Raw genomic sequence first — 14,252 nt, forward strand, 5'->3', positions numbered from 1 at the left:
AGCTAATGCTTTTAGTAAAAGACATTGTAAAAAAGTTAGATTTGCAACCTCATCCTGAAGGAGGCTATTACAAAGAAACCTACAGATCTGAAGATATAATTCGAGATACTATACTTGGCAACGAATTCAATGGATCAAGAAACTTATGTACAGGGATATATTATTTATTAGAATCAGATGATTTTTCGGCATTGCATAAAATTAATCAAGATGAAATGTGGCATTTTTATCTAGGTGAGGCCATTGAGCTCACAATGATTTCTGAAGCAGGAGAGCTCTCAATGGTTACAATTGGAAACAATGTTTCAAATGGGGAGGTGTTACAATTTGTTGTACCTAAACGTTACTGGTTCGGGGCAAGACTTTTGAAGGCAAATTCTTTTGCACTTGTTGGCTGTACAGTATCTCCAGGATTTGATTTTAATGATTTCAAATTAGGGGAAAGAGAAGAACTACTTAATAAGTTTCCCCAGCATGAAGATATTATTGAATCACTGACCAGAGCCTAATGCCAAAAAATCGAAAAATTATTTCGGACAAAGACAATCTTCAAGTTCTTTACGAAGACAACCACATCATTGTTGTAAATAAGCGAGCAGGTGATATTGTACAAGGCGATAAAACAGGTGACAAACCACTTTCTGAAGTTGTAAAAGAATACCTAAAGAAAAAATATAATAAACCTGGCAATGTTTATTTAGGTGTTGTACATCGATTAGATAGGCCAACTACAGGCATAGTACTTTTCGCTAGAACTAGTAAAGCTTTACCTAGACTTAATAAACTATTTGCTGAGAAAAAAGCAAAAAAAACTTATTGGGCTTTGGTAAAAAACAAACCACTAAAATTGGAGGACACCTTAATTCATTGGTTACGAAAAAATCCTAAAAACAATAAATCTCAAGCATTCAGCAAAGAGGTTTACAATAGTAAAAAGGCGGTTCTACATTACAATGTAATCAAAACATTAGAAAACTTCTACTTGCTAGAAATAGATCTTGAAACAGGCAGGCATCACCAAATAAGAACTCAACTAGCATCAATTGGTTGTCCGATCAAAGGTGATTTAAAATATGGCTATGACAGGAGTAATAAAGATGCAAGCATAAGCTTACATTCTAGACAATTGCATTTTGATCATCCAGTAAAAAATGAACATATTGAAATAATTGCCCCTACGCCTAAGGATGCATTATGGAAAGCATGCGGGATTAGCTAAGAACTCTATAATTATATTTAATTTTTAGTTGTGTTCCTTTACCTTTTTCAGATGTTAAATTAAATTCTGCATTTATTAGTTCTGAGCGCTTTTCCATATTGATAAGTCCAGAACTTTTTTCAATGGTTTCAAAATCAAAACCATCACCATCATCATTCACATTTAGAACAAGATCTTTATCAGAATATGTAATGTTTACCTCTAATTTATTTGCATTGGCATATTTAAGTGTATTAGAGAAAAATTCCTGTAATATTCTGAACAAAATTATTTCGTCTTTACCATTTTCAAAGTTTGCATTCTCTCCAAATACATTAAAGGAAGCTTCAATTAATCCTGAATTATTTAATCGCTTAATTTCATTTTTAACAGTAGTATCAAAACCTGTTTTAAGAATAACATCATTATTCAATGATCTAGATAATGCTCTTACTTCCGTCAATGAAGACGCTACAGCCTCTTGCGCATTGGTTAATTTTGGTAAAATATCCTTTTCAGCTACTTTTTCAAATGCTTTGAGTTGCATGGTTGTGAAAGCTAATAGTTGTCCTACATTATCATGTAGTTCTCTACCTACATGTTTTAGAGTTGCTTCTTGGATTTCTTGCTGTGATTTTACCAATTCTTCGTCAAACACCTTTTGCTGATTAATCTTATCAAATAAAAGTTGGTTTTTACGACGTTGAAAGGCTGTGAAAAAAACAACAAAGACAACAATTAACGCTAATACGAAAAAAGCGACGTATGCTATTAATGCTATTATTTCTGTGCTAATTTCTTTTTGAAACGCAAGGGATATAAAAACGCAAATGTATACCATGAATATAATATTATATTTGAGGTGTCAAGAAATGTTCTTCTAAAAGCATTAAACTCAGGGTTTATTTCTAAAAAATGAGAATCAAAAATAAATAATGGTGTCAAACAAATATACCATAATAACAAGGCTGTTGTTACATAAAAAACTGGAGTTTTGTAAAAGCTTAAAATTCTATCACTTCTCATTAATTCTCTCAAATACAACATTACCATTGTGAAAATTACAAAAGTTGAAACGATAAAGTCATAAGGAAGCCCATGTTTAAAAAAACTGTTGGTTATTATAAAATAACCGATGCAGAAAAAGACATAAGACCGAGACAATAAAGTTATAACCTTGTGTGATATTAAATCTTTAGTATTAGCAATTAAAAATTTACCAATTAATAATACGGCAATTGGATTGTATATATTATATAGCCAGGAATTTCGTCTTATTCTAGAATTTGCAATAGCCTTGATAATTGAATTATCTGTAAAATCATACAAATATGGATATAAAGCTGTAGTTTCAACACAAACAATAACCCACAAATACCAAACAAATGGTCTTATACTCTTATCCTTAGTTTTGAGCCAATAAATTGACGCCGATATTGCAGCTGTAAGTTCAAAAAGATGAAAGAGAAAAACAGACGTTCTCATTTAACCTATAATCTTTTTATTACTGAGGGTAATTCGCTCCTGGTGGCTCTCCACTTTGTCCAATATTTAACCCATTACCACCTGGTATATCACCACTCATAGGTTGTACTGCAAATACAGCACCTTGTGCAGTGTTCTTTTTACCAGTCGGAACAATGAACATTGTTGTTAGTCCAGCCATCTCACCTGGTTTTGCAGGATATGAACCTAAGTAAACTCTAAGCCCATCCATTTTATATCCTAACTCACCGGCTTGATTTTCAGCATAGTTGATGTAATTTTGGATATCTTCTATAGACCACCAAGATGAACGGTTATCACCTCCATCAGTAGATTTTCTGAACAATGAATCATTGATAATTGTGTGTTTTAAATTGAACGCTTGGTCTAATACCTTCGCTTCTTTTGGTGTAATAACACCTTTTGGTTTAGTAATTTCTTGGGTTGTTTTCATTTCGGCTTCGCCTTGATTGCAATAAAAATACATGGCCAATGCGCCAATAATAAGGCCTAATAAAAGAGGTCCTAATTTTTTCATGAATGAGATTTTTGATTAACAGATACTAGCAAATTATTGAAATTATTCAATAGAAAAAAATTAAGCATCGAATTTTTCTTACAATATTAATTCGTTAATCTAAAAAATATCTTCTCCCCTTGTCGTTTTTGACTTATTATATTAAGTGACCTCTCTGTAAGTTGCAGTACTCTTGGATATCCTCCCGTTGTTTGGCAATCTCGCATTAAAATAATGAGATTTCCATTTGGAGTAAGCTGAACTGTACCTGGTAATACAGGTGAGGTTAATATAGTTTCTAAAGTATTTGACATTAGCGGCTCTAATTGATAGGCCATGCGGTTATTAAACTTAGAAACTTTAAACTGAAGCTTGCTTAATTTATTCTTAAGTTCTTGGGGTAATTCATTGTATTCAGGTCCATTTTCAACTTCTAGAATTTTAGTTGAAAGAAGATCATGATCATATTTTAAATTAGAATACGTCTTAATAGAATTTGAAGGTGACTTTTCATAGTATATTTCTTCACCAACATTGATAGTATCAGATTCCGAAATTGTATTGTACATACTTCTACTTCCAAGATAAACTTCAGATTGTAATCCTCCTTTGATGGCCAAATAACACCTTAATCCATTTCTAAGGCCTGCAAAACTTAATACATCATTAAATTTTATATCAATTACTTGATTATTAGATATGAGTTTACCATTTAGCTTTGGTGTCAAGTCTGCACCTGCTATTGCTATTTGAGTCGGTTCTTGAAAGTGCAATTCTGGTCCTGACATTGTAATTTCCAAAACAGCACAATCTCTATCATTACCCAATATAGAATTCGCATAATGACTTGAATAAGAATCCATCGACCCAGAAATAGGGACGCCAAATGCTCTGTAGCCAAATCTACCAGAATCCTGAATGGTGGTGTAAAAACCCGATTTAACAACTTTAAGCATGATGAGGTATTGAAATTAGTTTAAAAGCATTAGAATCTATCTCTTCTATTATTCTTTCATGATCTGTTTTACTGATTTGATAGAATCTTATTTTATCTCCATGTAGTATCTTACATGGAAGGCTTTGTTTTGGATTAAACAATTCCACTGGAGAATTTCCGATAACATGCCAACCTCCAGGACTGTCCTGAGGATAGATTCCCGTTTGATATCCACCGATAGCAACAGACCCTTTTTTTACATTTAGCGAAGGCGATTTTTTCCGAGCTAAATTCAATTTTGGATCGAGACCACCGAGGTATAAAAAACCTGGTAAAAAACCCAAAAAATAAACAGTATAAAGATTCCTAGTATGACAGTCAATAATCTCTGATTTAGACATCCTTTTTGTTACAGAATATTGAATTAAATCTGGCCCGAATGAATCATCATAACAGACCGGAATCTCCCAAAGCTTAGAATCAAAATTTTGTATAGTACTAAGACTTGAATATAACTCTTTTAGCGTTAAAAATTCATCATTGAAGTTATCAATAGTAAAATCATATATAATTAATATTGAAGTATATGTATTAATTACCTCAACTTTAAGTTTAAAGTAATGAGAATTAATAGATTTTTTAAATTTTAAGATATCCCTTAGTATATTTTGATCAATACTTTGTGGCCATTCAATTAAAATTGAACTGCTATTAAACTTTGAATATTTCAGATTGAATCCCATAATATACTACTCAACTTCTACTCCGTTTTTTGGTAATTCTGAAATTAAATATCTAACTATTTCGAGCGCGTTTTCAGTATCACCATGCACGCAAAAAGTAGATGCTTTTATCATTCTCTCTTGGTGATTTACAGTGATTACTTTTTGGTCTTTGACCACCCCTAAAACATGACTTAAAATCTCTTCTTTTTTATGCTTAATAGCATTATTCAATTTACGCGATACCAAGTTTAAATCTTCATTGTAATTTCTATCGGCAAAAGCTTCATAAACTACTTCAATATCGTTAGCGATTGCAAGTTTGGCTACCACTGAATTAAAAGGCGCATAAAGTTTCACTTCAAAATCAAGATCTTTTATAGTTTCAACTACAATATTGGCAGTTTCTTTGTCAATGGTTATTAAGTTGTAAAGTGCGCCATGTGGCTTTATATGATTTAATTCAAGCCCTAATTCATCAGCTAACGTTTTTAATGTCTGTACCTGATACAATAAGCTCTTTCTAAGCTCTTTAGGTTCAATATCCATAATACTTCTTCCAAAATTCTCGCGATCTGGAAATGAAGGATGTGCACCAACTTTTACATAATGTTGTTTGGCGAGTATTAAAACGTTTTGCATTATTGATCTATCACCAGCATGACCACCACAAGCTATATTGCAAGAGGACAGAAATGGCATGAGCATTTCTTCATTACCTATGCCCTCACCTAAATCCGCGTTAATGTCAATACTATATGTTTTAGTCATTTTAAATCAGATTAAATACAGACATTATTCCTTTTATCCCTAAAAATATAGCAATAAAGACAACAATAAGCCCAACTATATTCTGAAATACAGAGTTTTTATAGCTTCCTAAAACATTGGTCTTATTCATTATCCAAAGTAAAAATCCAGCTATAACCGGTAAAAGCAAACCGTTGGCTACCTGTGCAAACTTTATTACTTCAATAGACTTAAAACCAACTGAAGCAAATATTACTCCTAAAGCTAAAATGAATATCCAAACCACTCTAAACTTTGTAGATTTTAAGTTGTATTCCCAACCCAAACATCCGCCAGCAACAAATGCCGCTGCCAAAGGAGCTGTTATTGCACTTGTAATACCTGCCGCAAAAAGACCAGTAGATAAAAAGTACTTGGCATAGCTACCAAAAAGTGGCTCTAAACCTTTAGCCAAATCAGTAGCATTATTTAAACTTTGCCCTTGTATTGCACTTGCCGTGATAATTATACACATAGATACCAAGCCTCCTAATATCACAGCTATTATTGTATCCTTCCTAGCAAAACTAAGGTCAGCTTTATGTTTCCACTTGGTTTTAGCTAATGAGGCATGAAGAAATAAATTATAAGGCACTACCGTTGTACCAATTAATCCTATTACCGTTAGTATGCTTTTATTTGGAGTACTTGGAATAAAAGCACCTCTAAATATCTCAATAACATTTGGTTTAGTGATAACAGCAGTAGTTACGAATGCTAAACTCATAAAAATAACAAGCGAAACTAATACACGTTCTAAAACTTTATAATTTCCTATATAAAGTAATATGAAAGCACTAAGTCCAATCAAAAGCGCCATAGTTTCTAATCGGAAACCCAATATATCTACATAAGTATTTCCCATTATCGTTTGCAAGCCTAAAACGCCACCACTAATATTACCAGCCTCATAGGCAGCATTACCAACTACTATTGCACTGATCACCAATATAATTGCAAAATTTCTTAAAAGCGGGTTTCTAATTTCCTCCCTAATAACTTGAGATAAACCCTTTTGAGAAATCACACCTAATCTTGCTGCCATTTCCTGCAAAACGATAGTTGCAACTATTGACAATACCATTGCCCATAATAAAGCATAACCAAAGTTAGCACCTGCTATTGTGCATAAGGTTACGGTTCCAGGACCAATAAAGGCTGCTGCAACCAAGGGTCCAGGACCAATATTCTTAAAGAATTTCTTAATCATTCTTCTATAGAATTCAATGCGTAAATCGCGAAACTACCCAACCAATGACCACCTTCATAACTGTCACCAACAATACTTGGTAATGAATAATTTATATGTGCATTGGCGAGGTTCCTTAAATGCTCGTAATCTGGTAAGTCTTTAGCAATATAGTTTAAACTCCATGCCCTAGAAAAGTTAACACCATCTAAATGAACCAACTTACCATCAGTTCTATCTGAAACTTTTCCTGTTTCAATATAAAATGATTTGTCTTTTAATTGAGGCATAAAATTATTGATCCAGGTTTTGAATTCATCTGAAGGCAGCACACGTTTCATCAAGGCTGCTTCCTCTAAACAAGGGGATAAAAAATCAAAACCACTTGGTTCCCATTCTAACGGGCAGTTTGAATCCTTACCATAAAAATCTTTAGCGCGTTGTTCAATTAATGATTTAAGTTCTAAATGACCAACAGTCACAGCGTAATCATAAGCAAAACTGAGCCCAAAAGCTGTATTAGGATGCTCTCCTACTCTGATTGGGTAATTTAGTTTAGGTAAAAACTCAAGATATTTAGCAACAATCATATGAGTCATAGGTTGTAGATTTGATTCTAGTTGCCTGGCCACATCACTATCCCAAGTATGCAACTCTTCTACCAATTTTAAAAGCCATGCCCAACCATAAGTCCGCTCGTAAGATGTATTGTGTTTTCCATGAAAATAGGCAACCTCCTGCTCTACATTCTCTTCGGTAATACTCCTTTTTAGCCATGATCTTAATTCATCTTCTTTTTCCAAATCTGGAAATTGACGCAACAGACTCACCATACTCCAGTGTCCATGCACTGCAGAATGCCAATCAAAGCACCCATAAAATGTTGGATGCAGTTCTTTTGGTGATTTTAAATCTTCTGCACTGCCTATGGTTTGGTTAAGTTTATTAGGATACTCCGTACCAACACAACTCAAAGGCAATTCTGCCAAGCGATTGGCTTGCTCTAGGTTAAGAATTGGCGTGTCAACGACTGCATTTGCAGTAGCCTCTGCCAATGCACTTTTTTGCCCTTCAGTCTTATTACAACTAAATAAGACTACCAGAAACATGCAACTGAGATAATATTTTTTCATTTAGAATGGTTTGATGTCTAGTAAAAATACAATTTAGTGTAAGATCGTAAGCTGATCCTTCCTTACGAAGATCTGCTGGTGCCATATTAATTGTGATCTTTTTGCCAGGAATGCGATACCCATTGTTCTGAAGTGCCGCAGCGATTCTATAATTACTCTCCTTTATGGCATTATCCGGAAGACCTACAAGATGATAACCGATTCCTTTATCAACATTGACCTCAACTGTGATTGTTGTTGCCTCAACACCAAATACGGCACTTCCGAATATTTTTTTGAGCATATAGATTAATTTGCCTAAATCTACAAATTAAAGTTGATTTACAAACTCCAACGCTCTATTCTCGTTGTAGTAAATATTGTTCTTATCAATAAACCCAACATGCCCACCATACTTGGGCATTTCTAAAAATAAATTAGGATTATTCTTGGCTTCCTTTACAGGATAACAGGAAGCCGAAAGAAAAGAGTCGTTTAGTGCATTAATAATTAATGAAGGTACTTTGATATTTGGTAAAAATTGAAGACTACTTGCTTTATCATAATAATCATAAGCATCTAAAAAACCATGCGCTTTAGATGTGTATACATGATCAAAATCTATTAAACTTTTAATTGAATTAAAATCTGTAATACTCATTTTTTCAGGGTATTGACTTAATTTTGGTTTTAACTTTTTCTTTAAGTGATCTAAAAACCTAATCGCGTAATGCTTATTCCTTAAACTAAGTAATTCATCACAAGACCCTTTTAAACTACAAGGTGCTGAAACCGCAATAATTGCTTTTAATTCTTTTGGAATTTCATCTCGTTCTCCAGCATATTTGAGTACCATATTAGCACCTAGACTTATCCCATTTATATAGACCTCTTTATAAATATCCTTTTCTAAAATATGACTAATTACAGCTTCTAGATCTTCGGTCGCACCAGAATGGTAACTTCTAAACAATCTATTTGTCTCGCCACTGCAACCACGGAAATTCACGGCGCAAGCATCAACTCCGTTATCATTAAATAGTTTTGCTGGACCTGTAACATACGGTCGTTGCGCATGACCCTCTAAACCATGTAATAAGATTATTACCCTATGAGACGGTTTGTTTGCATAACTCCAATCCAAATCAATGAAGTCACCATCTTCTAGCTCCAGGCGTTCCCTGTTTTGCTCTAAACCCTTTACTTGTCTCACCAAACCAGAAAAAACAGTAGACACAAAGCTTTTCTTTGCCCAAAATGGTGGTTTGTATTCTGACTCTAAAACAGGCATTCTATTTTCCTTATTTTAATACTGTGAATTCTATTGAAGAATCATTGTACACCTTGTGTGTTTGTGCTTTGAAATCCTCTTCCTTCGCTTCAAAAATATTATCTACATAGGTTTGAGGATTAGCATCAATATATGGAAAGAACGTACTTTGAACCTGTACCTGAATTTTATGACCTTTTTTAAAGGTGTGAAACACATCTTGCAATTCTAAATTAATAGCAGTTTTTTGATTAGGAACGAATGGTTCCGGATTAGTCATACTATTTCTAAAACGGCCACGTAACGTTTCGCTTCTCACCAACATATGGTAATTGCTGAGCTTTAAGTGATCTTGTACATCTTTTGTATTTTCGGTATCAGCAGGGAAAACATCGATTACCTTAACAATCCAATCCGCTGCGGTTCCGGTAGTAGAAACATTAAGTTTGGTCAATATATCTCCAGCAAGGGTCATATCAGCTTCTAAAACCTCGGTTTCAAAGGTTAGCACGTCTGGTCGTCTTGATGCAAATCGTTGATCATCTGTCATAAACTTACGCGGCGTAAATACCACTTTTACATCTTCAGAATATGGCACTGGTTTTTTTGGATCGCTAATAAAGTCAGAAGTTGCAACATTTCTTGTTGCTTGTTGCGTTAATCGTTCACCAGCTTGCATAAAATAGTTCTGCTTTTCCGCATTTGCTGGTGGCCAAGAATCAAAACTTACCCATTCTTTTTTGCCAGTATCAAACATATGTGCCTCTGCTAAACCTGTTTGACCATTAGCATCACCTTTTAAGAAATGGTTAAAGAACTTTGTTTCGATATTTTTTTGGAAGTAATCCGAAATATTATCACCGAAGTGAATATTACCAATGACCTGACGTTCTTTTGTTCTTGCCCAATCGCCATGACTCCATGGTCCGAAAACCAAAGTGTTATAGTTATCACTGTTTTTTTCAATACTCGCGTAAGTATTATAAGGTCCGTATAAATCTTCGGCATCAAACTGACCGCCTACAATCATTGTTGCTGGTTTAATGTCTTTTAAATGCTGAATGATACCCCTACTCTGCCAAAACTCATCGTAAGTTACATGGGTCTTTAATTGCTCCATAAATACATTATCCTCATCGTAATACTTATCTAATTTACTTAGAGGCATATTGTCTAAGAAAAATTGGTACTGGTCGTCTGTACCAATATCTGGAAACTCATACCAAGATTCAGTTGTTGGTTCTTCTTTCATATAGCCAAAAACAGAAGTTGCTCTCCAATAGCTCAACAAATATGCGCCATTGTGATAAAAATCATCAAAGAAGAAATCTCCAATACATGCTTGTGGCGAAACCGCTTTAAGCGCTGGGTGCGCATCTAATAAGGAGTATGTCGCATAAAATCCGGGATATGAAATTCCATATGTACCGACTTTACCATTATTATTTTCGACATTATTAATTAGCCATTCAATCGTATCATAGGTATCGCTAGCTTCATCAGTTTGATTTCCTATTTTATTTGGAATATATGCTCTCATATTATCGTAAACACCCTCACTATTCCAACGACCTCTTACATCTTGATATACCATGATATTACCCTCTTCCATTAGATATTTGTTAGGTCCTAAATTGGTCTTGTATACATCTTCACCGTATGGTCTGCAGCTATAAGGTGTCCTCATCATTAAAATAGGATAAGTTTTTGATGTGTCTTTTGGTGCATAGATAGTAGTGTGCAGTTTAATGCCATCTCGCATTTCTATCGCAACCTCTTTTTTGGTGTAATTGTCTCTGGCGTAGCTAGTTTCTATCTCAACTTTTACATTGCCAACAGTAACTGATTTTTTTACGTTGTTACAACTAATTAAAGTAAATGCGAGTGCAGCAATTGGGAGTATTCTTTTAAACATATCAAGGTTGGTTTTTTTGAATAGCTAAAGATAATTGTTAGGATATATAATTATTACAAGAAAATGTTAAGAGACCTCTAATGATGTAAAGTTAAAATCAGAGCCATTAAAAAGTCCTTTATCGGATAGCTTCAGTGATGGTATAACTAAAAGGGCCATAAAGGACAAGCTCATGTATGGTGCATTTAATTTACTTCCCATTGACTTGGCCATCAAATCTAATTCATGATATTGTTTGCCAATAGTTCTAGCATCTTTATCGCTAATTATACCTGCCACAGGTAATGGCATTACTTTGCTATTCTTATTCGAAATGGCACATATACCACCCTTTTCTTTAATAATGAGATTAACAGCCTCGCAAATTGATTTGTCCGAGACACCAACGCAAATAATATTATGCGAGTCATGACCAACCGAAGATGCAATAGCTCCTTCTTTTAATCCGAAGTTTTTTATAAATCCAATGGCTGGTTTTTCATCTTTATAACGATTTACTACAACAACTTTTAGAATATCAGTTTTGGTATTAGAAACTAAGTTACCATTTATAATTGTTGAGCTTTCAATAACTTCATTTGTAATCAATTCACCATCTAGACATTCAATAACCCTTATTTTTTCAGTACTTGATTCCATTCTGAAATCTGATGGATTCTTCTCATTAGTATTGAAATTATTCAAATTCTCAAATTGTACATCTTTTATATTCGAGACACCATTATCGTATACTAACTCACCATTAATATAGGTTTGAAGTGTTTTAAACTCCTGCATATCTTTTAAAATGACACAATCAGCATAGTCTCCAACTCTCAACATACCAACATTGAGGTTATAATGCTTAATTGGATTAATACAAGCCATTTGGAGCACTTTAAATACATCCTTACCATTTGCTACAGCCCTAGCACAATGTTGGTTGATATGACCTAGCAATAAGTCATCAGGATGTTTGTCATCACTACAGAACATCATATTTTCATAATGATCATCTATAAGATTAACAAGGGCATTGAAATTTTTAGCCGCACTTCCCTCCCTAATGAGAACTTTCATACCTTTTTGAAGTTTCTCTAAGCCTTCTTTGTAAGTAAAACATTCGTGATCAGTATTTATACCTGCACTTATATATTTGTCTAGATCTTCACCTCTTAATCCTGGTGCATGGCCATCAATTGGTTTATTGAAGTGTTTTGCCCATTCTATTTTATTAAGAACTTCTTTATCGTCAAATAACACTCCTGGATAATTCATCATTTCTGCCAGATATTTGATATCTGGGTTAGCCAATAATTGCTTTATTCCATTAGAATCAATTATTGCACCTGCAGATTCAAAGCTTGTTGCAGGCACACAAGACGGTGCTCCAAAATTGAACTTAAAGGGTGTTTGCTTGCCATTTTCAATCATAAACTCCACGCCTTTAACACCTAACACGTTTGCAATTTCGTGAGGGTCAGAAACTGTAGCAACGGTACCATGTTTAACGGCCACCTTGGCAAACTCAGATGGCATAAGCATAGAACTCTCTATATGAATATGTGCATCGATAAAGCCCGGTAAAATAAAATGTTCTTCTGAGCAATCATTTTCTACAACACTAGATATTTTACCATTTTCAATAGTAATCTCACCCTTGAAAATTCGTCTATTCAAAATATCTACTATATTACCTCTTAGAATCAATGTAATTCAATTTTAAAAAAATCAGATGATGTATCAGTGATTTTGAATCTATCATCTGCCCTCATCCCAATTAACCAAACAATTTTATCTTCAGTTTCTATCACCCAAGTATTCTGTTTTTGCAATGGTGTTAATTTTTCATCCTTTAAATATTTACTCACCTTTTTCTTTCCCTTCATTCCTAATGGATAAAAAACATCACCTTTTCGCCAAGGTCTAATAATTAAGGGAAAACTCAATTTAGACTTATCAATACAGATTATTGATTGAGTATTATCTTGAGAGGATTGGATATCTTCAAATGACAATAAACCTATTGGAGTTTCTCTTGATGTATCAACTTCAGAAACATTCAAGAGTTTTGTATCGTTATTGGCTTGGTCTGCACCTGTAAGAATTAGAAATTCTCTGTGTTTTGTTAACCTATGGGTATTTGAAGATACGTACTTTCCTGTTTCAGCATCTAGTAGGCCAACAACATCATTCCATTCTGTAAAGCCATAATCCTTGAACATTTCAAATAAATAGGCCTTTGAATTATTTACTTTCTTAAACTCAGAAATTTTATAGGCTATGTAATCTTCATTTATATCTACAATAGCTCTTTTAGCTACAGCGTTTAAACTTTCTTCCACAATATCTGCAGTATCATTGAGATTCTCTAGAGTAACTTGAAAACTTTCTAATAACTGCGGGTTAATTTCCTTTAAAATAGGAACCACTTCATGCCTTAATTTATTCCTTAAGTACTTTCTTGATGAATTACTACTATCTTCTCTCCATTTGATTTTGTTTTCTCTTGCAAAAGCTTCAATTGAATCTCTTGAAAAACTTAGAAATGGTCTTACAACATTACCGTTAACAACAGGAATACCCTTTAGTCCTTTTAAACCTGTACCTCTGGTAAAATTTATTAGAAAAGTCTCTAGGTTATCATCAGCGTGATGTGCGGTGAGAATATAATCGAATTTCAATTGCTCTGCCAAATCATAAAACCAATCGTAACGCAATTCTCTTGCTGCCATTTGAATGGAGGTTTTATTTTTTTCTGCGTAGGCATTTGTATCAAAATTTTGAACAAACACTTCAACATTCAATTGGTCTGCTAGTTCAATTACGAAATCTTCATCAGCATCACTTTCTTTACCCCTTAGGTTAAAATTGCAATGTGCTAGGGCAATATCAAGATTTAATTGATGACAAAGATGTGCCAATACCACACTATCAACTCCTCCAGAAACCGCAACAATAATCCTAGATTTTAACAGAAAATCTAAGTGCTTTTTCGTGTATTCATTAAAGGCCAATTGCATGTTGTAAATATACAATATTGAGGAGGTCTAACAATTTTAATCTACTGTAAAATGACAATTGTCATAGTATTTAAAATTGATTAGTAATAGCTTTAATAAATATTAAAAATCAAGGT

Annotated in this window: 14 protein-coding genes and 1 pseudogene; 2 read left to right on the top strand and 13 right to left on the bottom strand. The window is 33.8% G+C overall.

The window, feature by feature from the left end:
- Positions 1 to 5 precede the first annotated feature (5 nt).
- Together DUZ96_RS09160 and DUZ96_RS09165 are read left to right on the top strand one after the other, a co-directional pair.
- On the top strand, positions 6 to 509 hold the full coding sequence (locus tag DUZ96_RS09160; protein ID WP_114301634.1) for a cupin domain-containing protein: 504 nt from the start codon (positions 6 to 8) through the stop codon (positions 507 to 509).
- Positions 509 to 1,219, top strand: a complete 711-nt coding sequence (locus tag DUZ96_RS09165; protein WP_114301635.1) for an RluA family pseudouridine synthase — start codon at positions 509 to 511, stop codon at positions 1,217 to 1,219. Before DUZ96_RS09160 ends, DUZ96_RS09165 begins: the two co-directional genes overlap by 1 nt.
- Here DUZ96_RS09165 and DUZ96_RS09170 read toward each other — a convergent pair.
- The 13 genes and pseudogenes from DUZ96_RS09170 to tilS all read right to left on the bottom strand — a co-directional run bounded on the left by DUZ96_RS09170 (position 1,212) and on the right by tilS (position 14,136).
- A complete protein-coding gene (locus DUZ96_RS09170) occupies positions 1,212 to 2,039 on the bottom strand; it encodes a sensor histidine kinase (RefSeq protein ID WP_114301636.1) in 828 nt (275 codons plus the stop codon). The genes DUZ96_RS09165 and DUZ96_RS09170 overlap by 8 nt on opposite strands.
- Positions 1,979 to 2,683 (bottom strand): hypothetical protein, encoded by a 705-nt coding sequence (locus DUZ96_RS09175; protein WP_114301637.1) that lies wholly within the window; start codon positions 2,681 to 2,683, stop codon positions 1,979 to 1,981. The genes DUZ96_RS09170 and DUZ96_RS09175 overlap by 61 nt, the downstream gene beginning before the upstream one ends.
- 19 nt (positions 2,684 to 2,702) lie before the next feature.
- Complete coding sequence (locus DUZ96_RS09180) at positions 2,703 to 3,221, bottom strand: hypothetical protein (protein WP_114301638.1); 519 nt, start codon at positions 3,219 to 3,221, stop codon at positions 2,703 to 2,705.
- A gap of 86 nt (positions 3,222 to 3,307) precedes the next feature.
- Entirely contained in the window at positions 3,308 to 4,156 is an 849-nt protein-coding gene (locus tag DUZ96_RS09185) for a biotin-dependent carboxyltransferase family protein (RefSeq protein WP_114301639.1), read from the bottom strand.
- A complete protein-coding gene (pxpB, locus tag DUZ96_RS09190) occupies positions 4,149 to 4,880 on the bottom strand; it encodes a 5-oxoprolinase subunit PxpB (RefSeq protein WP_114301640.1) in 732 nt (243 codons plus the stop codon). Before pxpB ends, DUZ96_RS09185 begins: the two co-directional genes overlap by 8 nt.
- A 6-nt stretch (positions 4,881 to 4,886) precedes the next feature.
- Positions 4,887 to 5,630 carry a 5-oxoprolinase subunit PxpA gene (gene pxpA / locus DUZ96_RS09195; protein WP_114301641.1) on the bottom strand — a complete coding sequence of 248 codons (744 nt, stop codon included), beginning with the start codon at positions 5,628 to 5,630 and terminating at the stop codon, positions 4,887 to 4,889.
- Position 5,631: 1 nt separating this feature from the next.
- Positions 5,632 to 6,858 carry an Nramp family divalent metal transporter gene (locus tag DUZ96_RS09200; protein ID WP_114301642.1) on the bottom strand — a complete coding sequence of 409 codons (1,227 nt, stop codon included), beginning with the start codon at positions 6,856 to 6,858 and terminating at the stop codon, positions 5,632 to 5,634.
- A complete protein-coding gene (locus tag DUZ96_RS09205) occupies positions 6,855 to 7,970 on the bottom strand; it encodes a DUF2891 domain-containing protein (RefSeq protein WP_114301643.1) in 1,116 nt (371 codons plus the stop codon). The genes DUZ96_RS09200 and DUZ96_RS09205 overlap by 4 nt, the downstream gene beginning before the upstream one ends.
- Positions 7,971 to 8,004: 34 nt before the next feature.
- Positions 8,005 to 8,253, bottom strand: a pseudogene (locus tag DUZ96_RS09210) (magnesium chelatase domain-containing protein); the annotation flags it as partial.
- A gap of 27 nt (positions 8,254 to 8,280) precedes the next feature.
- A complete protein-coding gene (locus tag DUZ96_RS09215; protein ID WP_114301644.1) occupies positions 8,281 to 9,240 on the bottom strand; it encodes a YheT family hydrolase in 960 nt (319 codons plus the stop codon).
- 10 nt (positions 9,241 to 9,250) lie between these two features.
- Positions 9,251 to 11,134 carry a CocE/NonD family hydrolase gene (locus DUZ96_RS09220; protein ID WP_114301645.1) on the bottom strand — a complete coding sequence of 628 codons (1,884 nt, stop codon included), beginning with the start codon at positions 11,132 to 11,134 and terminating at the stop codon, positions 9,251 to 9,253.
- Between the two features lie 66 nt (positions 11,135 to 11,200).
- Positions 11,201 to 12,823, bottom strand: coding sequence for an adenine deaminase (gene ade / locus DUZ96_RS09225; protein ID WP_114301646.1), 1,623 nt, complete (start codon positions 12,821 to 12,823; stop codon positions 11,201 to 11,203).
- Positions 12,820 to 14,136: a tRNA lysidine(34) synthetase TilS gene (tilS, locus tag DUZ96_RS09230; protein ID WP_114301647.1), complete on the bottom strand. Its 1,317-nt coding sequence runs from the start codon at positions 14,134 to 14,136 to the stop codon at positions 12,820 to 12,822. Before tilS ends, ade begins: the two co-directional genes overlap by 4 nt.
- Between the last annotated feature and the right edge of the window lie 116 nt (positions 14,137 to 14,252).

It is taken from the genome of Winogradskyella sp. KYW1333, from assembly GCF_003335675.1.
GTDB lineage: Bacteria > Bacteroidota > Bacteroidia > Flavobacteriales > Flavobacteriaceae > Winogradskyella.